This is a genomic window from Cellulomonas fimi (genome assembly GCF_028583725.1).
Taxonomy (GTDB): domain Bacteria; phylum Actinomycetota; class Actinomycetes; order Actinomycetales; family Cellulomonadaceae; genus Cellulomonas; species Cellulomonas fimi_B.
On record NZ_CP110680.1, the window covers coordinates 2,673,046 to 2,696,263 of the forward strand.

At 74.7% G+C, this 23,218-nt stretch carries 22 protein-coding genes; 10 read left to right on the forward strand and 12 right to left on the reverse strand.

All coding sequences use genetic code 11. From position 1 onward, the window contains the following. Positions 1-125 precede the first annotated feature (125 nt). Entirely contained in the window at positions 126-1,151 is a 1,026-nt protein-coding gene (locus tag OOT42_RS12095) for an aldo/keto reductase (protein WP_273651457.1), read from the forward strand. Between the two features lie 4 nt (positions 1,152-1,155). On the opposite strand, the gene OOT42_RS12100 is transcribed toward OOT42_RS12095, so the two are convergent. The 3 genes from OOT42_RS12100 to OOT42_RS12110 form a co-directional block, all read right to left on the reverse strand. Then, positions 1,156-3,168, reverse strand: coding sequence for a S9 family peptidase (locus OOT42_RS12100; protein ID WP_273651458.1), 2,013 nt, complete (start codon positions 3,166-3,168; stop codon positions 1,156-1,158). 161 nt (positions 3,169-3,329) lie between these two features. Then, on the reverse strand, positions 3,330-3,845 hold the full coding sequence (gene nrdR, locus OOT42_RS12105) for a transcriptional regulator NrdR (RefSeq protein WP_273651459.1): 516 nt from the start codon (positions 3,843-3,845) through the stop codon (positions 3,330-3,332). Positions 3,846-4,238: 393 nt separating this feature from the next. After that, a complete protein-coding gene (locus tag OOT42_RS12110) occupies positions 4,239-4,715 on the reverse strand; it encodes a hypothetical protein (RefSeq protein ID WP_273651460.1) in 477 nt (158 codons plus the stop codon). Between the two features lie 266 nt (positions 4,716-4,981). Here OOT42_RS12110 and lexA point away from each other — a divergent pair, with 266 nt between their 5' ends. After that, on the forward strand, positions 4,982-5,746 hold the full coding sequence (lexA, locus tag OOT42_RS12115; protein WP_423775894.1) for a transcriptional repressor LexA: 765 nt from the start codon (positions 4,982-4,984) through the stop codon (positions 5,744-5,746). A gap of 161 nt (positions 5,747-5,907) precedes the next feature. Further along, positions 5,908-6,183, forward strand: a complete 276-nt coding sequence (locus tag OOT42_RS12120) for a DUF7218 family protein (protein WP_273651461.1) — start codon at positions 5,908-5,910, stop codon at positions 6,181-6,183. Positions 6,184-6,343: 160 nt separating this feature from the next. Here OOT42_RS12120 and OOT42_RS12125 read toward each other — a convergent pair whose 3' ends face one another. The 3 genes from OOT42_RS12125 to hflX form a co-directional block, all read right to left on the reverse strand. Beyond that, positions 6,344-7,345, reverse strand: a complete 1,002-nt coding sequence (locus OOT42_RS12125) for an L-lactate dehydrogenase (protein ID WP_273651462.1) — start codon at positions 7,343-7,345, stop codon at positions 6,344-6,346. Positions 7,346-7,450: 105 nt separating this feature from the next. Next, complete coding sequence (locus OOT42_RS12130; RefSeq protein ID WP_273651463.1) at positions 7,451-9,571, reverse strand: ATP-dependent DNA helicase; 2,121 nt, start codon at positions 9,569-9,571, stop codon at positions 7,451-7,453. Positions 9,572-9,606: 35 nt separating this feature from the next. Next, positions 9,607-11,127: a GTPase HflX gene (hflX, locus tag OOT42_RS12135; protein ID WP_273651464.1), complete on the reverse strand. Its 1,521-nt coding sequence runs from the start codon at positions 11,125-11,127 to the stop codon at positions 9,607-9,609. A 108-nt stretch (positions 11,128-11,235) separates the two neighbouring features. Here hflX and OOT42_RS12140 point away from each other — a divergent pair, with 108 nt between their 5' ends. Beyond that, positions 11,236-11,847, forward strand: a complete 612-nt coding sequence (locus OOT42_RS12140) for a class I SAM-dependent methyltransferase (RefSeq protein WP_273651465.1) — start codon at positions 11,236-11,238, stop codon at positions 11,845-11,847. A 25-nt stretch (positions 11,848-11,872) separates the two neighbouring features. Here OOT42_RS12140 and OOT42_RS12145 read toward each other — a convergent pair whose 3' ends face one another. From OOT42_RS12145 to OOT42_RS12160, 4 genes are read right to left on the reverse strand one after another with little or no spacing between them, the layout of a single operon-like run. Continuing rightward, positions 11,873-12,220, reverse strand: coding sequence for a TlpA family protein disulfide reductase (locus OOT42_RS12145; RefSeq protein ID WP_273651466.1), 348 nt, complete (start codon positions 12,218-12,220; stop codon positions 11,873-11,875). A gap of 8 nt (positions 12,221-12,228) precedes the next feature. Continuing rightward, entirely contained in the window at positions 12,229-13,221 is a 993-nt protein-coding gene (gene dapF, locus OOT42_RS12150; RefSeq protein ID WP_273651467.1) for a diaminopimelate epimerase, read from the reverse strand. After that, complete coding sequence (gene miaA / locus OOT42_RS12155) at positions 13,218-14,174, reverse strand: tRNA (adenosine(37)-N6)-dimethylallyltransferase MiaA (RefSeq protein ID WP_273651468.1); 957 nt, start codon at positions 14,172-14,174, stop codon at positions 13,218-13,220. The genes dapF and miaA overlap by 4 nt, the downstream gene beginning before the upstream one ends. Next, positions 14,171-15,016 carry a hypothetical protein gene (locus OOT42_RS12160; protein WP_273651469.1) on the reverse strand — a complete coding sequence of 282 codons (846 nt, stop codon included), beginning with the start codon at positions 15,014-15,016 and terminating at the stop codon, positions 14,171-14,173. Before OOT42_RS12160 ends, miaA begins: the two co-directional genes overlap by 4 nt. An 82-nt stretch (positions 15,017-15,098) precedes the next feature. On the opposite strand from OOT42_RS12160, the gene OOT42_RS12165 reads away from it, so the two are divergent. Together OOT42_RS12165 and OOT42_RS12170 are read left to right on the forward strand one after the other, a co-directional pair. Further along, positions 15,099-15,698: a YbjN domain-containing protein gene (locus tag OOT42_RS12165; protein WP_273651470.1), complete on the forward strand. Its 600-nt coding sequence runs from the start codon at positions 15,099-15,101 to the stop codon at positions 15,696-15,698. Between the two features lie 13 nt (positions 15,699-15,711). After that, on the forward strand, positions 15,712-16,233 hold the full coding sequence (locus OOT42_RS12170) for a YbjN domain-containing protein (protein WP_273651471.1): 522 nt from the start codon (positions 15,712-15,714) through the stop codon (positions 16,231-16,233). Between the two features lie 56 nt (positions 16,234-16,289). Here OOT42_RS12170 and miaB read toward each other — a convergent pair whose 3' ends face one another. Then, positions 16,290-17,867: a tRNA (N6-isopentenyl adenosine(37)-C2)-methylthiotransferase MiaB gene (gene miaB, locus OOT42_RS12175; RefSeq protein WP_273651472.1), complete on the reverse strand. Its 1,578-nt coding sequence runs from the start codon at positions 17,865-17,867 to the stop codon at positions 16,290-16,292. Positions 17,868-18,054: 187 nt separating this feature from the next. Between miaB and OOT42_RS12180 the strand changes: the two genes are divergently transcribed. From OOT42_RS12180 to OOT42_RS12195, 4 genes are all read left to right on the forward strand, one after another. Beyond that, positions 18,055-18,843 (forward strand): amino acid ABC transporter ATP-binding protein, encoded by a 789-nt coding sequence (locus OOT42_RS12180; protein WP_273651473.1) that lies wholly within the window; start codon positions 18,055-18,057, stop codon positions 18,841-18,843. A gap of 102 nt (positions 18,844-18,945) precedes the next feature. Beyond that, positions 18,946-19,812: a glutamate ABC transporter substrate-binding protein gene (locus OOT42_RS12185; protein ID WP_273651474.1), complete on the forward strand. Its 867-nt coding sequence runs from the start codon at positions 18,946-18,948 to the stop codon at positions 19,810-19,812. Positions 19,813-19,895: 83 nt separating this feature from the next. After that, entirely contained in the window at positions 19,896-20,585 is a 690-nt protein-coding gene (locus OOT42_RS12190; protein ID WP_273651475.1) for an amino acid ABC transporter permease, read from the forward strand. Then, on the forward strand, positions 20,582-21,445 hold the full coding sequence (locus OOT42_RS12195) for an amino acid ABC transporter permease (protein ID WP_273651476.1): 864 nt from the start codon (positions 20,582-20,584) through the stop codon (positions 21,443-21,445). Before OOT42_RS12190 ends, OOT42_RS12195 begins: the two co-directional genes overlap by 4 nt. 34 nt (positions 21,446-21,479) lie before the next feature. Here OOT42_RS12195 and rny read toward each other — a convergent pair whose 3' ends face one another. Further along, positions 21,480-23,045 carry a ribonuclease Y gene (rny, locus tag OOT42_RS12200; protein WP_273651477.1) on the reverse strand — a complete coding sequence of 522 codons (1,566 nt, stop codon included), beginning with the start codon at positions 23,043-23,045 and terminating at the stop codon, positions 21,480-21,482. Between the last annotated feature and the right edge of the window lie 173 nt (positions 23,046-23,218).

Genomic DNA, 23,218 nt, shown 5'->3' on the forward strand with positions numbered 1-23,218 from the left:
CGGTTGTGCTCGGTCCGTCGACGCACCCGTGGGGCGCGTCGGTCCAGCCTCGCGGACGGGGCGCGCCCGCGCCACCCGTTTGGGGCGCGAGGTGCCGCGCGGACCCGGCGGGGTACGGTCGGGCGGTGAGCGCCGCACCGCCGCCCCTGCCCCACCGGCGCGCCGGCGGCCTGTCGCTGCCGGTCGTCTCGCTCGGGCTCTGGCAGAACCACGGCGAGGGCCGTCCGTTCGCGGAGCAGCGTGAGGTCGTGCTGCACGCCGTCGACCGCGGCGTCGTCCACCTGGACCTCGCGAACAACTACGGCCCGCCGCCGTTCGCGGCGGAGGAGACCGTCGGGCGGCTGCTCGCCGGGGACCTGCGCGGCCACCGGCACGAGCTCGTCGTCACCACGAAAGCCGGCTACCGGGCCTGGCCGGGACCGTACGGCGAGCACGGGTCGGCGAAGTACCTGCGGGCCTCGCTCGACGAGTCGCTCCGGCGGCTCGGCGTCGATGCGGTCGACGTGTTCTACAGCCACCGCTACGACCCGGCGACACCGCTCGAGGAGACGATCGGAGCGCTCGGCGCCGCGGTCCGGTCGGGCAAGGCGGTGCACGTCGGCATCTCGTCCTACTCGGCGGACCGCACGCGCGAGGCCCTCGACGTCGCCGACGGGCTCGGGGTCCGGCTGGCGGTGCACCAGCCCGCCTACTCGATCCTCAACCGGTGGGTCGAGGCGCCCGGTGCCGACGGGCGTGCGCTGCTCGACGTGGCCGGCGACGCCGGGATGGCCGTCGTCGCGTTCTCCCCGCTGGCCCAGGGCATGCTCACGTCGCGCTACCTCGACGGGGTCCCCGCCGACTCGCGGGCGGCGCGCGGCGGGCCGCTGCGCCCCGAGTGGCTGACGCCCGCGGTGCTCCACCACGTGCGCGCGCTCGACGCCGTCGCACGCGCCGGCGGCCGGACGCTGCCGCAGCTCGCGCTCGCCTGGGTGCTGCGCGACCCGCGGGTCACGTCCGTGCTCGTCGGCGCTCGCACGGTCGCTCAGCTCGACGACAACCTCGCTGCCGCGACCGCGGCCCCCCTCGGCGACGACGAGCTCGCCGCCGTCGACGCCCACGCCGTCGACGCGGGTATCAACCTCTGGGGGCCGCGGTCCAGCAACCGCTGACGCCTCAGCCGACCGGCAGGTGGCGCGTCCACCACGCCAGCACGTGCTCGAAGCGCTGCTGCCGGTGGCGCGGCCGCCCCGAGCGGGTCAGCTCGTGGCCCTCGCCGGGGAAGAGCAGCAGCTCGGCCTCGACGCCGCGGCGCCGCAGCTCCACGAACCACCGCTGCCCCTGCTCGACGGGGCACCGCCAGTCCTGCTCCGAGTGGATGACCAGCGTCGGCGTGCGCACCGCGCCGACGTGCGCCATCGGGGACTGGGCCGCGACCGCTCGCGCCCCGGCGTCGTCGGCCGAGTCGCCCAGGTACTCGAGCCCGAAGAACCAGCCGATGTCGCTCGACCCGACGAAGCTCACGGGGTCGAGGAAGCCGCGCTCGACGACGGCCGCCGTGAACCGGTCGGTCCGCGTCGTCAGCCACGCCGTCAGGTAGCCGCCGTACGAGCCGCCCATCACCCCGACCCGTCCGCCGTCGACCTCCGGCAGCGCCGTCGCCGCGTCGAGCAGCGCGAGCACGTCGTCGGTGTCGACCGTCCCGAACGCCCGGTGGATCGCCCGCCCGTGCGCCCGCCCGTAGCCCGAGGATCCGCGCGGGTTGCCCAGCACCACGGCCCACCCGGCCGCGGCGAGCACCTGGACCTCGTCGAAGACGGCGTGCGTGTACTGGGCGTAGGGGCCGCCGTGGATCATGAGGATCGTCGGGTGCGGGCCGGGGCCGAACCGCTCGGGGTCGGGGGTCACGACCCAGCCGTGCACCGGGTAGCCGTCGGGAGCGGTGGCGTCGAGCTCCCGCGGCTCCCGCACACCCGCCGCCCGCAGCGCTGCCGACAGGTCGGTGCGCGCCGTCGGTCCGGCGTCGTCGCCGTCGAGGGCGACCGTCAGCACGTCACCCGCCGACGTCGGCGACGCCGCCGTCACGACCGCGACCGGCTCGGGACCCGCGGTCACCGCCGCGGCCGTCACGACGTGCCGCCCGCCGACGAGCGTCACGAGCCCGCCGTCCGACGTCACGCGCGCGAGGTGCACCGCACCCCGGTGCTGGACCCCGACGAGAGGACCCGCGGGCGACTCGACGAGCACTCCGGCGTCGAGGTCGACCGTGTCGGCGTCCGTCAGGCGCACCGGCGCCTCCGGCCGGGCTCCGGGCGCCGGGAGCGCGACCCGGAAGAGCCCGAGCTGCGCCGCGACGAAGTCATGGCCCGACGCGCCCATGTCCTGCGCGAGGAGCCACACCGTCTCGCCGTCGGCCGACGGCAGCACCGCCTCCACGCTCAGCGTGCTGCCGGCGTCCGCGTCGGTCACGGGCACGAGGTCGAGCACGTCCACCGCCGACGAGCCCGCCGGCACCAGCACCGCGTCGCGCCGCAGGTCCTCCTCGCGTGCGGCGTGCCGTGCCGCGACCGCGACGAGTGCGTCGCCCGACGGCAGCCAGCGCGCACCGCGCACCTCGGCGTCCCCGCAAGTCAGGGCCGTCGACGCGGGCACCTCGGTCGGCACGTCGTCCCCCGACGGCACGTCCACGACGAACACGTGCTGACGCTTGTCGCGCTCGAACCCGACGCCGTCGCCGCGGTAGCGGAACGACGTGATGTGCCGCGGCGGCTCGGCGGCAGCGTCACCGCCCGCGACGTAGCGCCCCTCCTCGGGGACCCGGGCGAGGTAGGCGATCCGGCGCCCGTCGGGCGAGAACCGCGGCGCGGACACCCCGAGCGGCGCGTCGGTGAGCCGCACGGGCTCCCCGCCCGACGACTCGACGACGTACAGCTGCGGCTTGCCCTGCGGCTCGGCCCGGCAGAACGCGACCCAGCGCCCGTCGGGCGAGACGTCCGGCGACGTGTCGCGGTGGCCCCGCGTCAGGCGCCGGGGCGCCGGCTCGCCGGTGAGCGGCACGTGCCAGAGCTGTCCGACGTACTCGTCGGTCGCGAGGTCGGGGTGCGTCACCGCGACGACGGCGGCCGAGCCGTCGGGAAGGAGCGCGGGAGCGGACGGGACGGACAGGAGCGGGAGGTCGTCTGGTGTCACCGGACGAACCTACGTGAGGTTCCTCCGTGCCCCGGCGAGGCCGTGCCGACACCGGCGACCCGCAGCGAGGACGCGACGCAGCCCGTCGACGTCGCGTCCGTCCAGACCCGCGCGACCGCCGGCGTGCGCGGCGGCACGGTGCTCGGAGGGGTCGGTCGGCGTCAGTCGCCGGAGGCGGTCCCGACGGCGCCGGTGGTCACGTCGTCCGTGGCCGCCGCCGCACCGCGCTCCTCACGGTCGGCGCGCAGGACCGTGATCGCGGCCTCGAAGTCCTCGAGCGAGTCGAATGCCTGGTACACGCTCGCGAAACGCAGGTAGGCGACCTCGTCGAGCTCGCGCAGCGGGCCGAGGATCGCGAGGCCGATCTCGTACGCGTCGATCTCGGCGGAGCCCGACGCGCGGAGCGTCTCCTCGACGCGCTGGGCGAGCAGCGCGAGATCGTCCTCGCTCACGGGTCGGCCCTGGCACGCCTTGCGGACGCCGTTGGCGATCTTCTCCCGGCTGAAGGGCTCGGTGACACCCGAGCGCTTCACGACGGAGAGGCTGGCGGTCTCGACGGTCGTGAACCGGCGGTTGCACTGCGGGCACTGGCGACGACGCCGGATGGACGAGCCGTCGTCCGACGTGCGCGAGTCGACGACCCGCGAGTCCGGGTGTCGGCAGAACGGGCAGTGCACCGCGGTGTCTCCTCGCTGTCACGGACAGCGAGGCCCCTGACCCCCGCTCGTCCTCGTCCGGGCGACGCTAGGACACCGTCCCACGGCGTCGCAAGGCGCGCCCACCTCACCACTCGTTCGACCGCGTGCGACGACGCACCGGGTCGCAGGCGCGACCCACGCACGGGGCGGCCGCCGATCGGCGACCGCCCCGTGGGGACGCCTCCGTCCCAGGTCACGGACCGACTCGCCTCGGTCCGGCGTGGTGCAGTGACGCGCGGCGATGCTGGCACCAGCCGTGGTCACACCTCGACGAGCCCCCCAGCCCGTTCGATGAGGTAAGCCTAACCTATCCGTGCACCCGGGTGTCGTCAACGTCCTGCGCGGCCGCCATCCCCGACCGGCCGCGCATGCTCAGCCGCGCGGAAGCAGGATCTCCTGGCCGGCCATCAGCCCCGCGCTCGGCAGGTCGTTGAGGCGGACGAGCTCGAGCACGACGTCCCGCACGTCCTCGCCCGGTGCCGCGACCTGCTCGGCGAGACCCCACATGGTCTCCCCCTCGAGGACGACGTGACGCGTCACCTCGACCGCGGAGCTGACGGGCCCGTCCGCGACCGCCCGGGCCGCGATCGCCGACACCCCGATCGACAGCAGGAGCCCGAGGGCGACCACGACGAACCGACCACGCGCCGTGAGCCGCAGCGGTGCGGGACGCGCGGACGTCGCGTGCGCGCCGGGCACGGAGCGCCCCGTACGGACATCGACGGGGGTCGGGCCGGCGACCGGCGTCGTCACGCCGTCCCGCGACACGGGCACGGGCAACGACCGCACGACCCGCAGGTTCGGACGCGCCGTTCCCGTCATGACCGGCGACAGCACCGCAGCGCTCATGTCGACCCTCCGCTCGCTCGTGTTCGAACGCCTGTTCGTCGAACGTCTGTACGATGTCTACCACCCGGCCCCGACACGCGTCCAGAGAAGATCGAACAGATGTTTGATCTCGCTGCTCGCACTGCCTAGGCTGGCGGCGCAGGACAAGCGCACCACCGACCACTGACATCGCCCCTGGCCAGGCCGGGAGCACCGGGCGGAGGCGGTGGCGCGCGACGGCTGCACCGAGCAGGCGGCGACCGGCCGACGACGTCAGGAGGGCTGCAGTGAGCACGAGCGGGGACACCACGACCGGCGCACAGGACCGGGTGGCGACCGTCCACGCGCTCCCCGAGGGCCCCGACGGCGCGGACGGGCTCACCGCCCGCCAGCGCCTGGTGCTCGACACCATCCGGGCGTCGGTCGAGTCGCGCGGCTACCCGCCCAGCATGCGCGAGATCGGCGAGGCGGTCGGCCTCACGAGCCCGTCCAGCGTCAAGCACCAGCTCAGCGCGCTCGAGCGCAAGGGCTACCTCCGCCGGGACCCCAACCGACCGCGCGCGATCGAGGTCGTGCACCCCGACGACTCCCGCGGCGTCGCGACGTGGACCGCGCCCGACGGCACCCGCGCACCCTTCGTCGCACCGGGCGGCGCGGGCGACGACGAGCGCGTCCCCAGCCCGTCGTACGTCCCCGTCGTCGGCCGCATCGCCGCCGGCGGACCCATCCTCGCCGAGCAGGTCGTGGAGGACGTCTTCCCGCTGCCGCGCCAGCTCGTCGGCGACGGCGAGCTCTTCCTCCTGCGTGTCGCCGGCGACTCGATGGTCGACGCCGCGATCTGCGACGGCGACTGGGTCGTCGTGCGCCGCCAGCCGGTCGCCGAGAACGGCGAGATCGTCGCGGCGATGATCGACGGTGAGGCCACCGTCAAGACCCTGCGTCGCGCCGACGGGCACGTCTGGCTCATGCCGCACAACGCCGCGTACGCGCCCATCGTGGGCGACGAGGCGACGATCCTCGGCCGGGTCGTCTCGGTCCTGCGGAGTCTGTGATCGGCCTGCTCCCCCGCACCCACCGGCGCGTCGCTCGTCGTGCCCGCCGGGGAACGTCCGTGCGCTGCGCGACGCCTCCCGCTGGGCGTGCGTCCGACGCCGGTCGGGGCGACGCTGGTGGCGGGTGAGGACGCCGCCCCGACGTCGACCGAGGAGTCATGATGCCCGGACGCATGCGGGACCCCGGCCCCAGCGTGAAGGACGAGAAGCTCTACGAGCGGCTGCGCGACGAGGGGAACAGCAAGGAGAAGTCGGCGCGCATCGCCAACGCCGCCGCGAACACCTCACGCTCGGCCGTGGGGCGCAAGGGCGGCCGCTCGGGCGACTACGACGACTGGACGGTCGACGACCTCCGCAAGAAGGCGGCCGACGTCGGCATCGAGGGCCGGTCGCGCATGCGCAAGTCGCAGCTGATCGACGCCCTGCGCTCGCACTGAGCCGCGCGCTCGCCGCAGCACCGCGCGCGGCGCGCACGCGCACCGACGACGCGGCTCCCGTCACGCGCAGACGGCGCGCCACGGGAGCCGCGCGTCCCGAGCACCCGACTGAGGCCCTGAGGCCCTGAGGCCCTGAGGCCCTGAGGCCCTGAGGAACGGTCTAGAACCCGAACTGGCGTGCGACGTCCTTGACGGCCTCGGCCGAGCGGCGCATACCGGCGAGCTCGTCGGCGGACATCGGCACCGCGAGCCGGTCCTCGACACCCTTCGCCCCGACGACGGCGGGGACCGACAGGCAGACGTCGGAGATGCCGTAGTAGTCGTCGAGCAGCGACGAGACCGGCAGGATGCGCGACTCGTCGTTGAGGACGGCCTCGATGATCCGGGAGCCGGCGAGCGCGACCGCGTAGTTCGTGGCGCCCTTGCCCTCGATGATCTGGTACGCCGAGTCGACGACCTCGCGCGCGATCCGCTCGCGCACCTCGGAGGTCAGGGCACCGCCCCGCCCGCCGAGGCCGTTCCACTCGAGCAGGGGCACGGCGCCGATGCTCGCGGAGCTCCACAGCGGCAGCTCGCTGTCGCCGTGCTCGCCGGCGACGTACGCGTGCACGTTCTGCACGGCGACACCCGTCTCGCGCGCGATGAGGTAGCGGAGCCGCGACGAGTCGAGCACGGTGCCGGAGCCGAACAGCCGCGACGGCGGGAGCCCCGAGATGCGCAGCGCCGCGTACGTGACGACGTCGACGGGGTTCGTCACCATGACGTAGGTGGCGTCGGGTGCGACCTCCACGACGGCCGGCAGCACCTTGCGGACGAGGGAGATCGTCGCCTCGGCGAGGTCCAGACGGGTCTGCCCCGGCTTCTGCTTGGCGCCGGCGGTGAACATGACGATGTCGGCGTCCGCGCACACCGCGATGTCGTCGGAGCCGACCACCTCGGCCATCGGCATGAACTGGATGCCGTGCCCCAGGTCGAGCGCCTCCGCCTGCACCTTCGCCTTGTTGATGTCGTAGAGCGCGACGGACCGGGCAGCGCCGCGCATGAGGGCGGCGTACGCCATCGTCGACCCGACGGCGCCCGCCCCGACGATCGCGAGCTTGGACGTGCGGCGGCGCGGGACGAGCGGCGTCACGGCGTCGTCGAGGTCAGGGGTGTCGGTCATCGGCTTCTCCGGCGTCGTCGTGCGACCGCCCGGGCCCGGGTCGGTCAGGGTGCGCGTCGGCGCCGGTCACCAGCACCGGCACCGCACGTCGGCGCAGCTCCGAGGCTAGCCGTCCCCGGTGAGTCGGCGCAGGGCGGACACGGCGACGTCGCGCTCGGTCGTCCGCCAGAAGCCGGGCAGGGACCGCGCCAGGAACTCGCCGTAGCGGGCGGTGACGAGCCGCGGGTCGAGCACCGCGACGACGCCCCGGTCCTCGGTCGTCCGGACGAGGCGTCCGGCGCCCTGCGCGAGGAGGAGGGCGGCGTGCGTCGCCGAGACCGACATGAAGCCGTTGCCGCCGGCGGCCGCGACGGCCTCGGTCCGGGCGGAGCGCACCGGGTCGTCGGGGCGCGGGAACGGGATCCGGTCGATGAGCACCAGACGGCACGCGGGACCGGGCACGTCGACGCCCTGCCAGAGCGACAGCGTCCCGAACAGGCAGGTCGGCTCGTCGGCGGCGAACTGCGCGACGAGCGTCGGGAGCTGGTCGTCGCCCTGCAGCAGGACGGGCACGTCGAGCCGTTCGCGCATCGCGAGCGCCGCGGCGGTGGCGGCGCGTCGGGAGGAGAACAGCCCGAGCGTGCGGCCACCCGCTGCGCGGACGAGCGCCTCGATCTCGTCGAGCTGCGCGTCGGTGGCCGGCTCGCGACCCGGCGGCGGCAGGCGGCGTGCGACGTAGAGGATGCCCTGCCGGGCGTAGTCGAACGGGCTGCCGACGTCGAGCCCGTGCCAGGTCACCGGGCCGGTCTCGGCCGCGACGTCCGCACCGGCCGCGTCATCGGGGGCGTCGTCGTCGCCGACCGCGCCGGGCAGGCGCGACGGTCCGACGGGCTCGGCGTCGGGACGGACCTCGAGGCCGACCGAGCGCGCGATCGGGTCGAACGAGCCGCCGAGCGAGAGCGTCGCCGAGGTGAGGACACCCGTGCGCCCCGCGAGCAGGTTCGTGCGGATGAGCCCGTTCACGGCGAGCGGCGCCGCGTGCAGGCGGGTCAGCACGCCACCTCGGCGGTCCTCGCCGCGCGCGCACCACAGGACGGTGTGCCGGTTGTCCTCGGGGTCGGCGGCCATGCGGTCGGCGACCTCGAACAGCGCGAGCATCGCCGACGCGGCCATCTTGAGCCCGCCGTCGGGGGCCGCGGGTCGCCCGGCCGTCGAGTCGGGCTTGAGGGCGCTGAGCAGGGTGCGCGACGCGTCCCGGACGGCGGCGACGGCGTCGCGCGCGGCGTCGGGCAGGCCCGCGGGGAACCGCCCCTCGGGGAGCTCGACCAGCACCGCGGCGAGCGCCTGCGCGGCGGCGTCGAGGTCGGTGGTGGGCACACCCCCGTGCCGACGGGCCAGACGCGCGGCGTGGTCGACGGTCGCGAACGAGAGGTCGGACGTCGCCTGGGCGGTGACGCGGTCGGTGAGCTCGTGGGCCTCGTCGACGACGATCACGTCGTGCTCGGGCAGGACGCCGGGCGAGCCCGAGGCGGCGATCCCGAGCATCGCGTGGTTGGTCACCACGACGTCCGCCTCCCGGGCGGACGCGCGCGCCCGCTCGGGGAAGCACTCCTCGATCATCGGGCACCGCGTCCCGAGGCACTCGAGCGACGTGACGGACACCTGCCGCCACGCGCGGTCGGTGACGCCCGGGACGAGGTCGTCGCGATCACCGGTGTCGGTCTCCTCGGCCCACTCGCGCAGCCGCAGGATCTGCTCGCCCAGCGACTCGCCGCCGTCGCGACGTCCCGCCCCCGCGGGCGCGGGGTGGTCGGCCGCGCCGGCGTGGTCACCGAGGTCGAACAGCGTGCCGGGCTCGTCCTCGGGGTAGCCACCGGCGACCTTGTGCACGCAGAGGTAGTTGTGCCAGCCCTTGAGGAGCGCGATGTGCGGCCGGCGGGGCAGGCGTGGCGCGAGCGCGTCCGCGACGAGCGGCAGGTCGCGCGTGACGACCTGGCGCTGCAGCGCGAGCGTGGCGGTGGACACGACGACGTGCTCGTCCGCGAGGACCGCGTGCCGGACCGCCGGGACCAGGTAGCCGAGCGACTTCCCGGTGCCCGTCCCGGCCTGGACGAGCAGGTGCTCGCCGGTCTCGAGCGACCGCGCGACGGCCTGCGCCATCGCGTGCTGACCGTCGCGACGGGCGCCCCCCAGGGCGCCGACGGCGAGGTCCAGGAGGTCGTCGACCGTCGGTTCCGCATCGGGCACCGCGACAGCGTAGTCGCGGTCACCCGCGGCGTCCGTCAGGCCGTCCGGACCGCCGCCGCGTTCAGCTCGGACGCGAGCTGCGAGTCGACCCGTGCCCGCAGCGCGGTGCCCTGCGCGGTGTGCTCCTCGTGGTCGATGTCACCGTGCTCGTGCACCCGGCTCACGAGGTCGCCGCGGTCGTACGGGACCACGACGTCGACGGCCACACCGGGCCGCGGGAGCTGGTCGGCGATCAGCGCCTGCAGCTCCGCGACACCCTCGCCCGTGTGCGCGGACACCACGACGGAGTGCAGCTCGCGCGAGCGCAGCCGTGCGATCGCCTCCTCGGACGCCCGGTCCGCCTTGTTGAGCACGACGATCTCGGGCACGTCCATCGCCCCGGGGATGTCGGCGAACACGTGCCGCACGGCTGCGATCTGCCCCTCGGGGTCCGGGTGGGACGCGTCGACGACGTGCAGGATCAGGTCCGCGTCGGCGACCTCCTCGAGCGTCGACCGGAATGCCTCGACGAGCTGGTGCGGCAGCGCCCGGACGAAGCCCACGGTGTCGGCGAGCGTGTAGACGCGCCCGTCCGTCGTCTCGGCACGGCGGACCGTCGGGTCCAGGGTCGCGAACAGCGCGTTCTCGACGAGGACGCCCGCGTTGGTCAGGCGGTTGAGCAGCGACGACTTGCCGGCGTTCGTGTAGCCCGCGATCGCGACCGACGGGATCGCGTTCTTGCGGCGCGACGCGCGCTTGGTCACGCGCGCCGGCTCCATCGCGGCGATCTCGCGGCGCAGCTTGGCCATGCGGTTGCGGATGCGGCGGCGGTCGAGCTCGATCTTCGTCTCACCGGGACCGCGCGAGCCCATGCCCGCCCCGGCGCCGCCGACCTGGCCGCCGGCCTGCCGGGACATCGACTCGCCCCAGCCACGCAGGCGCGGGAGCAGGTACTCGAGCTGCGCGAGCTCGACCTGTGCCTTGCCCTCCCGGGACTTCGCGTGCTGCGCGAAGATGTCGAGGATCAGCGCGGTCCGGTCGACGACCTTGACGCGCACGATGTCCTCGAGCGCACGGCGCTGCGAGGGAGCGAGCTCGCCGTCCACGACGACCGTGTCGGCCCCGACCGACGCGACGAGCATCGCGAGCTCCGCGGCCTTGCCGGAGCCGAGGTAGGTGCCCGGGTCGGGCGTGCGGCGACGCTGGATGACGCCGTCGAGGACCTGCGAGCCGGCGGTCTCGGCGAGCGCGGCGAGCTCGCGCAGCGAGATCTCGGCGTCCTCGGCGGTGCCGGTCCCCCAGACGCCGACGAGCACGACCTTCTCCAGGCGGAGCTGGCGGTACTCGACCTCGGTGACGTCCTCGAGCTCGGTGGACAGACCCGCGACCCGGCGCAGCGACGTGCGCTCCTCGAGGTCGAGCTGGTCGCCGTCGTACGTGGAGTGGACGGTGCCGCCGTCCTGCAACGCGGTGCCGGCCCGGGCGAGCACACGCGCGACGACGTCGTCGGCGACGTCCTGCACGGAGCGAGGCTCGTACGCCTCGGTCTCGTGGGTGGTGTGCTGCGGGTCGTTCACGCGGTTCCTCTCGGATCGGCTTCGTCGGCTCGTTCCAGGGTCGCACGCGCTCCCCCGCGGTGCGATCCATTTCGCTGCGGGCCGAGCGCTGCCGGGTAGGGTCGGCGCGTGAGCGGGCAGGAGCACTACTTCACCGCGCAGCCCGCGTCCCCGGTGGAGCTGCGCACGTTGACGGTCGAGCTGGCCGGGCGCCGCGTCCCGGTGCAGACCGCCGGTGGCGTCTTCTCCCCCGACCACGTCGACCTCGGCACGCAGGTCCTGCTGCGGACCGCTCCTCCGGCCCCGGCGACGGGCGACCTCCTCGACCTCGGCTGCGGCTGGGGTCCCGTCGCGCTCGCGCTCGCGCTGGAGTCTCCCGGGGCCCGGGTCTGGGCGGTCGACGTGAACGAGCGCGCGCTCGACCTCGTCCGTCGGAACGCCGCCGCCCTCGGGCTGGGGAACGTCGTGGCGGCGCTGCCCGACGACGTCCCCGACGACGTGCGGTTCGCCACGATCCGCTCCAACCCGCCGATCCGGGTCGGCAAGCAGGCCCTGCACGCGCTGCTGCTGCGCTGGCTGCCCCGGCGGGCGGCGGGCGGCGACGCGCACCTCGTCGTCGGGAAGAACCTCGGCGCCGACTCCCTGCAGCGCTGGCTGGCCGAGACCCTGGGGCCGGGCGTCGTGGTCGAGCGGTCCGCGAGCGCGAAGGGCTTCCGGGTCCTCGTCGTGCGGGACGCCTGAGCGCCTGCCCGCGGGGGCGGCGGCGTCAGGACCGGGCGTGCGCCTGGACCGTGCCCGCCGCGTCGGCGACGGCGGCCCGGAGCTGCGCGAGCGTGGGGACGCCGGCGGCGCGACGGCGGACGTGGCCGGCGGCGTCGAGGACGAGCACGGTCGGTGTCGACGTGATCGCGAGCCGCTCGCCGAGGTCGAGGTGGTGGGCGACGTCGAGGTCGACGTGCGCGACCCCGTCCACGGCCCGGAGCGCGTGCTCGACGACCTGACGGGTCCGGCGGCACGGCACGCAGAAGGTGCTGGAGAACTGGACGACCGTGGCGCGCGCGCCGAGCGGAGCGCCGAGCTCGTCGGCGGTGAGCAGGACGTCGGAGGTCGGCACGGCCGCCGTCATCGGCCGGAGGCCCCCGCGACGGCCGCGAGGTCGACGGTCGCGGTGGCGACGAGGACGGCCGGCCCGGCGAGCTCGACGTGACCGTCCGCCAGGGCAGTGACACGGACGGTGCCGCCCGGGACGTCGACGAGCCACACGTCGGGCGAGCCCACCCCGGCCCACGTCCGGACCGCCATCGCGGCGGCGCACGCACCGGTGCCGCACGAGCGCGTCTCGCCGACCCCGCGCTCGTGCACGCGCATCGCGACGTGGCCGACGAGCGTGCCGTCGGCGGCGCGGTCCTCGGCGAGCGGCACCACGAGCTCGACGTTGGTGCCGTGCGGCGGGACCGGCCGGACCTCGGGCGCGCGCGTGAGGTCGGCGGCGGCGAGCTCGTCGGGGCCCGCGAGCGCGAGGACCGTGTGCGGGTTGCCGACGTCGAGCGACAGCGCGGGGCGGACGTCGTCGAGCCCGGCGACGTGCACCTGCGCGTCGAACCCGGCCCGGACGGCGTCGTCGCCCCCGGGGACGGACCAGCGGCCCATGTCGACCGCGTACCAGACGTCGTCGTCGAGCCCCGCGGGCACCGGCACGCGGCGCACGCGGCGCACGCCCGCCCGGGTGCCGAGCACGAGCTCCTCGTCGGCGTCCCACAGGCCGAGGCGCTGCGCGAACGCGGCGAAGACGCGCACGCCGTTGCCGCACATCTCGGCGACCGATCCGTCGGCGTTGCGGTAGTCCATGAACCAGGTCGCGGCCGGGTCCTCGGCGAGCACGGCGGCCCCCTCGGGCAGCAGACGGCTCGCGACGAGACGGATGACACCGTCGCCACCGAGCCCCGCGCGGCGGTCCGCGAGCTCGCGCACGAGGGGCGCGGTGAGGTCGAGCACGCCGTCACGGTCGTCGACGAGCACGAAGTCGTTCTGCGTGCCGTGGCCCTTGGTCACCGAGAGCCCGACCGCGAGCGGCAGGTCGGCGGGCGCGTCGGCGGACACGGGGACGGTCGTCATGACCCCAGACTACGGCGGGGTGCGGGGTCGTCGGTGGCGGGTCCGAGCGTCCCGGCGTCGGCCCGGGCGACGAGGTCGAGCGCACGGTCGACGAGGCCGGGGTCCCGCGCGTCGAGCCAGTGCACGCGGGGGTCGCGGCCGAACCAGCCCATCTGCTTGCGGGCCAGCCGTCGCGTCCCGGCGGTCGTCGCGTCGCGGGCCTCCTGCTCGGTGAGCTCGCCGCGCAGCATCGCGGCGACCTCGGCGTAGCCGACCGCACGCGACGCGGTCCGGCCGAGGCCGCGCGCGAGCAGCCCGTCGACCTCGTCGACGAGACCCGCGGCCCACATCCGGTCGACGCGCCCGGCGACGCGCGCGTCGAGCGTCGGGCGGTCGCAGTCGAGCCCGATCTGCACGGCGGGGACCTCGTAGACGTGCTGCGGCAGCGACGCCGAATAGGGGCGGCCCGTGAGCGCGATCACCTCGAGCGCCCGCACGACGCGGCGCGCGTTGCGCGGGCCGATGCCCTCGGCCGCCACCGGGTCGGCCGCCGCGAGCTCGGCGTGCAGCGCACGCGACCCCTCACGCTCGACGCGCTCCTCGAGCCGCGCCCGCAGGTCCGGGTCGGTCCCCGGGAACTCCATGTGGTCGAGCAGCGCGCGCACGTACAGGCCGGAGCCGCCCACGGCGACCGCGCGCACACCCCGCGCGTCGAGGTCCGCGAGCGTCGCGCGGGCACGCTGCTGGTAGTCCGCGACGGTCGCGTCCTGCGACGGCTCGAGCACGTCGAGCAGGTGGTGCGGCACGCCGCGCCGCTCGTCCACGGGGACCTTCGCCGTGCCGATGTCCATGCCGCGGTAGAGCTGCATCGCGTCGGTGTTGACGACCTCGCCGCCGAGGGCCAGCGCGAGCGCGATGCCGAGGTCCGACTTGCCGGTGGCCGTCGGTCCGACGACGGCGACGACGAGCGTCACGAGTCGGCCGCCGGTCGGTCGGGGCGCGTCGGGTCGACGGCGGCGGGTCCCACCGGATCGTGAGCCGGCGCACCGCGGTCCACACGCCACAGCGCCACCACGTGGTGCGCGCCCGACGAGGTGTCCGCGGCGAGGAGGGTGGCCTCGACGGCGCGCGTCCCGACGCCACCGAGCAGCACCTGCCACGGCGCCCAGCCCGTCACGGCCAGCGCGGAGGCGAGCCCGGCGTCGAGGGCAGCGAGCCGTGCGCGGGCCGCGACGTCCGCCGTGCCCAGGTCGGCGGCGAGGGATGCGTCGAGCACGGGTGCGCGCGCGTCGTCGGCGAGCGGCGCGTCCGGACCGTGCCGCCCGCTGCCCGAGCCGACCACGACGAGCGCCACCGGGTCCTCGGTGCCGCGCACGAGCCCCGCGCCCCGCTCGGCGAGCGACGCGGCCGCCCCGGCGCCGACCGCGTCGCGCCCGACCTCGACGACCCGCACGGGACCGTCCCACCCGGCATGCGCGAGCAGGTGCAGCGCGACGGACGACGCGACCGCGGGCACCACGGCGTCCCCCGGCACGCCGGTCCCGCCGTCACCCGGCGTGCCGACCACGACCTCGGGCACCGGCCAGCCGAGCAGGACGTCGGGCACACCGACCGCGCCGAGCGACCCGCGCAGCCTCCCGGTCGGCTCGCCCGCACGCGCCGCGGGCGCGACGACGACGACCTCACGCGCGCCGCCGACCGCCGCCGCGACCGCCGCGACCGCCGCCTCGCGCAGCTCCGTCAGGACGTCGTGGCCGCCGGAGACCCCCGGGACCAGGAGGGCGGTGTCGGGCACCAGGGCCGCGGCGACGAGCATGCCCCCGACCGTATCGGGTGGCGGACGGATGACCGCGTCCGGTGACCGCGCGGCGTCGGCGGGCGCGGGTAGGGTCGTCCGCATGGCACCGTTCGCCGACCGTGCCCGCCGCTGGCTCGCGCGCCGCCAGCGGCCGGCGCGTCACGTCCCGCGCGACGTCGCCGCGCCGGAGCCGACGGACGACGAGCTGCACGAGCGGGTCGCCGCGCTGCTCGCCCGCGAGCTCGGCGTCGCCGAGCCTGCCGAGGACCTGCCGTCGGCCGTGACGCCCGCCCGGATCGCCGCGTGGATGACGCAGAACCAGTTCAGCTACTTCGTCGACAACGACGGCGACCTGGGCGGTCTGTGGCGCGGCCGGCTGTTCTACTTCTTCCTCTTCGGCGAGAAGGCCGAGATCCTCCAGGTCCGGGGGCAGTGGCACCGGGAGATCGCGATCGAGCGCCTCGAGGAGGTGCTCGACCTGTGCAACGAGTGGAACGCCGACCGGATCTGGCCCAAGGCGTACGTGCGGGTGCGGGACAACGGGCGCGTGCACGTGGTGTCGGAGGTCGCGACCGACCTGGAGCACGGGGCGACCGACGCGCAGCTGAGCCAGATGCTGTTCTGCGGGCTGTCGACCGGCAGCATGTTCTTCGACGCGCTCGACGAGCGCTATCCCGACCCCGCGGGGGTCGCACCGTGAGGCGGGAGGCACGATGAGCGGACCCGGCTGGCTGCTGCGGGTCCTCGGCGGGCTCCCCAAGCCCACGAAGCGACCGTCGGCCGACGACGAGCCGCCGCGCCCGCTCACCCGGGACCGGATCGGCGACTACCTGCTCGGCCGCGGGTACCGGTTCGTCGTGGACGAGGACGGTGACCTCACCGGCACGTGGGACGGCAGCCGGTTCTGGTTCCTCATGCTCGGCGAGCACCAGGAGATCCTGCAGGTGCGGGGCCGCTGGCACCGGACGTTCGCGCTCGAGCAGCGCGCGGCCGTCGGCCTCGCGGTCAACGACTGGAACCGCGAGCGCATCTGGCCCAAGGCGTACCTGCGCGAGGAGGACGGGGTCATCGCGCTCTACAGCGAGGTGTCCGCCGACTTCGAGCCCGGCGTGACCGACCTCCAGCTCGCGCAGCTCGTCGCGTGCGGGCTCGGGACGGGTGTGCAGATGTTCGCCGCGCTGGAGGGTCTGCTGCCGCGCGACGACGCACCGCCGACGGACCTCCCCGACAACTGACGCGCGCGGTCCGTCCGCGGGCGCGCGACGACGTCAGGGAGCGACCGGCGTCGTGGTCAGGCGCGCACGCCGATCGTCGGCAGGCCGAGGACGACCGGACCGGTCGGCGCCGGGGCGCCCGTGCCGCAGGCCGATCCCCCGTGGTCGTGGGCGTCGTCACCCGCCTGCCGCGCGGCCCACGCGTCGCCGGCGCGCGTGCGCCGCACCGCGAACGTGCCGCCCGTCGCGCCGGAGTCGGCCACGAGGTGATGGGGTGCGCCGTGCGTGACGGTCACCGTCACGACGTCGCCGGGGCGAGGCGCGTCCTGCGGTGCCAGGTCCGCAGGCAGCGCGAGGTGCACGAGGCGGTTGTCCTCGGCACGGCCGGACCGACGCTCGGTCGCACCGTCCTTGCGGCCCTCGCCCTCGGACACGAGCACCTCGAGCGTCCGGCCGACCTGCGCCCGGTTCTCCTCGAGGGAGATGCGCTCCTGGAGCGCGACGAGCCGCTCGTAGCGCTCCTGCACGACGGCCTTCGGCAGCTGGTCGGGGAGGTCGGCGGCGGGCGTGCCGGGCCGCGGCGAGTACTGGAACGTGAACGCGGACGCGAAGCGCGACGCCTCGACGACGCGCAGGGTCTCCGCGAAGTCCTCCTCGGTCTCACCCGGGAAGCCCACGATGATGTCGGTCGTGATCGCGGCGTGCGGCATCGCGGCGCGCACGCGGTCGAGGATGCCGAGGAACTTCTCCGAGCGGTACGAGCGGCGCATCGCGCGCAGGATCCGGTCCGACCCCGACTGAAGCGGCATGTGCAGCTGCGGCATCACGGTGGGCGTCGCGGCCATCGCCTCGATGACGTCGTCGGTGAACGCGGCCGGGTGCGGCGACGTGAACCGCAGCCGCTCGAGGCCCTCGATCGCACCGGCCGCGCGCAGCAGCTTCGCGAACGCGCCGCGGTCGCCGAACTCCACGCCGTACGAGTTCACGTTCTGCCCGAGCAGCGTGACCTCGATCGCGCCCTGCTGCACGAGCGCCTCGACCTCGGCGAGGATCTCCCCCGGCCGACGGTCGCGCTCCTTGCCGCGCAGGTGCGGCACGATGCAGAACGTGCACGTGTTGTTGCACCCGACGCTGATCGACACCCAGCCGGCGTAGGCGGACTCGCGCCGGGTCGGCAGCGTGGAGGGGAAGACCTGCAGCGACTCCGCGATCTCGACCTCGGCGCGCTCGTTGTGCCGCGCGCGCTCCAGCAGGACGGGCAGCACGTCGAGGTTGTGGGTGCCGAACACGACGTCGACCCACGGCGCACGCTCGACGATGCCCGCGCGGTCCTTCTGCGCGAGGCAGCCGCCCACGGCGATCTGCATCCCGGGACGCGCGCGCTTGGTTCCCGCGAGGCGCCCGAGGTTGCCGTACAGCTTGTCGGCCGCGTTCTCGCGCACCGCGCACGTGTTGATGACGATGACGTCGGCGTCCTCGGCCGCGGCGTCCGCGGGGCTCGCCGGGACGTAGCCGGCCTGCTCGAGCATGCCCGCCATGTGCTCGGAGTCGTGCACGTTCATCTGGCAGCCGAGCGTCTTGACGAGATAGGTGCGCGGGGACGCGCCGGTCGTCTCAGGGGCGAGCGGCGTCGGGGCGGGCAGGGTCGTGGACATCACCGACAAGGGTACGACCCGCCGGGAACGCGCCCGGCACCGCGCCCCGGCGGGACGCCCGTGGCCGGCTCCGACCCGTCGCGGACCGCCGTCCAGCACCGCTCGGCCAGCGCACTTGACTGCGGTGTTGCACAACCGTGACCCGCACGGGTGGCCGAAACGGACACATGCCCTCTAGCGTCGTCGAATGGCTGACCTCGCGACGGACCCGTCCCCCACCGCCGCCGACCGACCCGTCGGGGACCCGCTCGTCGTCCTCTCCGGCGTCGACAAGCACTTCGGCCCCCTGCACGTGCTCAAGTCCGTCGACCTCACCGTGCGCCGCGGCGAGGTCGTCGTCGTCATCGGACCCTCCGGCAGCGGCAAGTCGACGCTCTGCCGCACCATCAACCGGCTCGAGACGATCGACGCGGGCACCATCACCATCGACGGCAAGGAGCTGCCCGCCGAGGGGCGTGACCTCGCGCGGCTGCGCGCCGACGTCGGCATGGTGTTCCAGTCGTTCAACCTCTTCGCCCACAAGACGGTGCTCGAGAACGTCACGCTCGGGCCGACCCGCGCGAAGGGGGTCAAGAAGTCCGTCGCGACCGCGCGCGCGATGGAGCTGCTCCAGCGCGTCGGCGTCGCCGACCAGGCCCAGAAGCTGCCCGCCCAGCTCTCCGGCGGCCAGCAGCAGCGTGTCGCGATCGCCCGCGCGCTCGCGATGGACCCCAAGGTCATGCTGTTCGACGAGCCGACGTCCGCGCTCGACCCCGAGATGATCAACGAGGTCCTCGACGTCATGGTCGGGCTCGCACGCGAGGGCATGACGATGCTCGTCGTCACGCACGAGATGGGGTTCGCCCGCCGGGCCGCGCACCGCGTCGTCTTCATGGACGGCGGCCAGATCGTCGAGCAGGCCGAGCCCGAGACGTTCTTCACGGCACCGACCAGCGCCCGCGCCCGCGACTTCCTGTCGAAGATCCTCACCCACTGACCCACCCGCCCGACGCCAACGCCACCGCCACCGACCCCACCCGGACACGATCCGACCCTCTGACCGACACACCGCACGTCCACGCAGAAGAAGGGGACCACCATGCGCGTACGAGGACTGGTCGCACTCGCGGCCGCCGCCACGCTCACGCTCGCCGCCTGTTCCAGCGGCGGTGGTGACGACGACACGGACGCCGGCGCCACCGGCGACTCCACCGAGACCTCCGGCGGCGCCGAGGGGAGCATCCGGATCGGCATCAAGTTCGACCAGCCGGGGCTCGGGTTCCAGGACGGGTCCGACTACACCGGGTTCGACACCGACGTCGCCCGCTACGTCGCCGAGGCGCTCGGCTACTCCGAGGACCAGATCGAGTGGGTCTCGGCGCCGTCCGCGCAGCGCGAGAACCTGCTGCAGACCGGCCAGGTCGACATGATCTTCGCGACGTACTCGATCACCGACAAGCGCAAGGAGGTCGTCTCCTTCGCCGGTCCGTACTTCGTCGCCGGGCAGGACCTGCTCGTCGCGGCCGACGACGACTCGATCACCGGGCCCGAGGATCTCGAGGGCAAGAACCTGTGCTCCGTCACCGGGTCCACGAGCGCCCAGCGCATCAAGGACGAGTACGCCGCCGGGACGAACCTCCTCGAGCAGCCCGGGTACGCCGAGTGCGTCACCGCGCTCACCGCCGGACAGGTCGACGCCGTCACGACCGACGACATCATCCTCGCCGGCCTCGCGTCGGTGCCCGCCAACGAGGGCAAGGTCAAGGTCGTCGGCAACCCGTTCTCCGAGGAGAACTACGGCGTCGGCCTGCCGAAGGACTCCGACCAGTGCGAGGCGATCAACGAGGCCATCGGGGCCATGATCGAGGACGGCACGTGGGAGCAGCTCATCGAGAAGAACGTCGGTGCGTCCGGCTTCCAGTACAACGCCGACCTGAACCCGCCGGACCAGGACGCCTGCGCCTGACCGGGCACCGGTGGTCCGCACGCCGACGCGCGTGCGGACCACCGGTCGCGTCGCCCCTGTGACCACCACGAGAAGGAGAGCCGGTGGACGACGGCACCTGGGAGCAGTTCGTGTCCCTGTTCGACGAGTACGACGTGCTCGGCGCGTTCTGGGTGAACATCCAGCTCACCCTCTACGCCGGCGTGCTCGCGCTCGTGCTCGGCACGGTGCTCGCGGTCATGCGCATCTCCCCCGTGCCCAGCCTGCGCTGGGCGGGCGCCACCTACGTGACGCTGCTGCGGAACACCCCGCTGACGATCATCATCGTGTTCTGCGTGCTCGGGCTGTGGGGCCAGCTCGGCATCCAGCTCTCCCAGGACTTCCAGACGAACTTCTTCCGGCTCGCGGTGCTCGGCCTGGCCGTCTACCACGCGGCCTTCGTCTGCGAGGCGCTGCGCTCGGGCGTCAACACGGTGCCCGTGGGCCAGGCCGAGGCGGCACGCGCGATCGGGCTCGGGTTCTGGCCGTCGGCGCGGCTCGTGATCCTGCCGCAGGCCTTCCGCGGCGCGATCGCCCCGCTCGGCAACGTCCTCATCGCCCTCACCAAGAACTCCACCGTCGCGTCGGCGGGCTCCGTGATCGAGGCGTCCGCCCTCATGAAGACGATGATCGAGTTCCGGCCCGACGTCATCCTGCTGATCTTCTTCACGTTCGCGCTCGGCTTCGTCGTCATCGTGGTGCCCCTGGGCCTCGCGACGACGTCGCTCTCGCGCAGATGGGCGGTGGCACGGTGAGCGACACCGTCCTCTTCGACGCCGCCGGGCCGCGCGCCCGGCGCCGCATGGTCTGGGTCAACGTCGTCGCGACGCTCGTCGTCATCGGCATCGGTGTGTGGGCGCTCGCGCGCCTCGGCGCCAACGGCCAGCTCGAACCCGACCTGTGGACGATCTTCCTCACGCCCGAGCCGTGGCAGAACTTCCTGCTGCCCGGCCTGCGCGACACGCTGCGCGCCGCGGGCATCGCGATCGTCACGTCCGCCGTGTTCGGGCTCGTGTTCGGCCTCGGCCGCCTGTCCGCGTTCGCGTGGGTGCGCGCCGCGTCCGGCGCCGTCGTCGAGTTCTTCCGCGCGGTCCCCGTGCTGCTCATGATGATCTTCTTCTGGCTCGGGCTCTCGCGCCTCCAGCTCGTGGAGCCGCGCGACCTGCCGCTCATCGCGGTCGTGCTCGGCCTGACGTTCTACAACGGGTCCGTGTTCGCCGAGCTCGTGCGGTCCGGGGTGCACAACCTGCCCCGCGGTCAACGCGAGGCGGCGCTCGCGATCGGGCTGCGCCGGGCGCAGTCGCTGCGGCTCGTCGAGGTGCCGCAGGCCCTGCTGGCCATGCTCCCGGCGATCGCGAGCCAGCTGGTCGTGATCCTCAAGGACACCGCGCTCGGCTACATCATCACGTACCCGGAGCTGCTCGACGCGGCCCGCCGGCTGGGATCCGGGCAGGGCAACATCCTGCAGTCGCTCGTCGTCGCGGCGCTGATCTTCATCGTCATCAACTACGCGCTCACCCGGCTCGCCGGGCTGCTCGCGGGACGCGTCGGGCGGCGCACCGCGGGGCGGGCCCGCGCAGAGGCGCCGACCCTCGTGGTGTCGACGGGGCGCTGATCCGCCCCCTCCCGGCGTCGGGTCGGCGACCCGCTCAGCCCGCCGTCGCGCTGGCGCGGGTCTCCCGGACGACGGTCACCTTGATCTCACCCGGGTAGGCGAGGTCGCGCTCGATGTGCCGCGCGATGCGGACGGCGAGCTGCGGCAGGTCGGCGTCCACGACGGCCGACGGCTCCACGACCACCCGCACCTCGTGCCCGGCCGACATGACCAGGGCCCGCCGGACGCCGTCGTGCTCCGAGACGAGCTGCTCGAGCTTGTCCATGCGCTCGACGTACTGGTCGAGCTCCTCACGACGGGCGCCCGGCCGCGCCGCCGAGATCGCGTCGGCGACCTGGACGAGGACCGCCTCGACGGTCGCGGGCGGCACCTCGTCGTGGTGCGCCGCGATCGCGTTCACGACCTCGTCCGACTCACCGAGCCGCCGCGCCAGGTCCGCACCCACGGCCGCGTGCGTGCCCGGCACCTCGGACGTCAGCGCCTTGCCCACGTCGTGGAGGAACGCGCCCCGGCGCGCGACCGCGACGTCCATATCCGTCTCCGCGGCGAGCTGCGCCGCGAGCAGCGCACTCTCGACGAGGTGCTCCAGGACGTTCTGGCCGTAGGACGTGCGGAGCCGCAGCCGCCCCAGCGTCCGGACCAGCTCCGGGTGCAGGTCCGCGACCCCGGCCCGTTCGGCCGCGTCGTGCCCGGCGGCGTCGGTGCGCTCCTCAGCCGACGCCAGCGCCTCCGCGTACGCCGCCTCGATGCGCTGCGGGTGGATGCGACCGTCCGCCATGAGCGCCTCGAGCGCGACCTGCGCGACCTCGCGCCGCTCGGCGTCGAAGCAGGACAGCACGACGGCGCCCGGCTGCTCGTCGACCAGCACGTTGACACCGGTGAGCGCCTCGAAGGCGCGGATGTTCCGCCCCTCCTTGCCGATGATCCGGCCCTTCATGTCGTCCGACGGCAGCGGCAGCGACGTCGTGGACGCCTGCGCGCTCGTCGCGACGGCCGTCCGCTGCACCGCGGTCGTGACGATCCGGCGGGCGCGGGCCTCGGCGGTCCTACGGGCCTGCGCCTCCGCGCGCCGGACGTGCGCGGCGGCGTCGTTCGCCGCACGGTCGACGAGCCGGCGTCGGAGCTCCTCCAGCGCGTCCTCGCGCGTCAGGCCGCTCGTCGACTCGAGCTCCGCCAGTGCGTCGCGCTCCGCGTCCAGGACCCGCCGGCCTGCGATCGCGTCGGCCTCCGCCAGACGGGACTGCGCGTCCCGCTCCGCGGCGGCGAGCCGCCGGTCCGCCTCACGCTGCGCCTCGTCGAGGAGCCGGGTCGCCTCCTGCCGGGCGTCGGCCGCCTCCTGCGCCCGCGTGCGCGCCTTGCGGTCCAGCTCCTCGACCTCGGCGCGGTCCGACGCCAACGCACGCTCGCGATCCGCGAGGCGCCGCTCGCGGCGGTCCGCGTCCGCCAGCAGCGCCCTCGCCTCGTCCTTGATGCTCGCGACGTCCTGCTCCGCGCGCGCACGCTGCGCGGCAGCCTCCCGGCGGGCCACGAGCACGAGGATCAGCGCGACGAGGCACGCACCGAGCAGCCCGGTCACCGTGGCGATGGGACCTGCCTCCACGTGTCCTCCCGTCGTACGGGGCCCGCGGCGCGCGCTCCCGGCTCTGGCGACATTCTCACCTACGGCCGGGCCCGGACGGTGTATCCGCGACGGGCCACGCCCGACCCGACCGAAATGCACCGACGCCACGCCGCTGCGTCTCGGCGTTCTCCGTGCGCGAACAGGGCCACTCG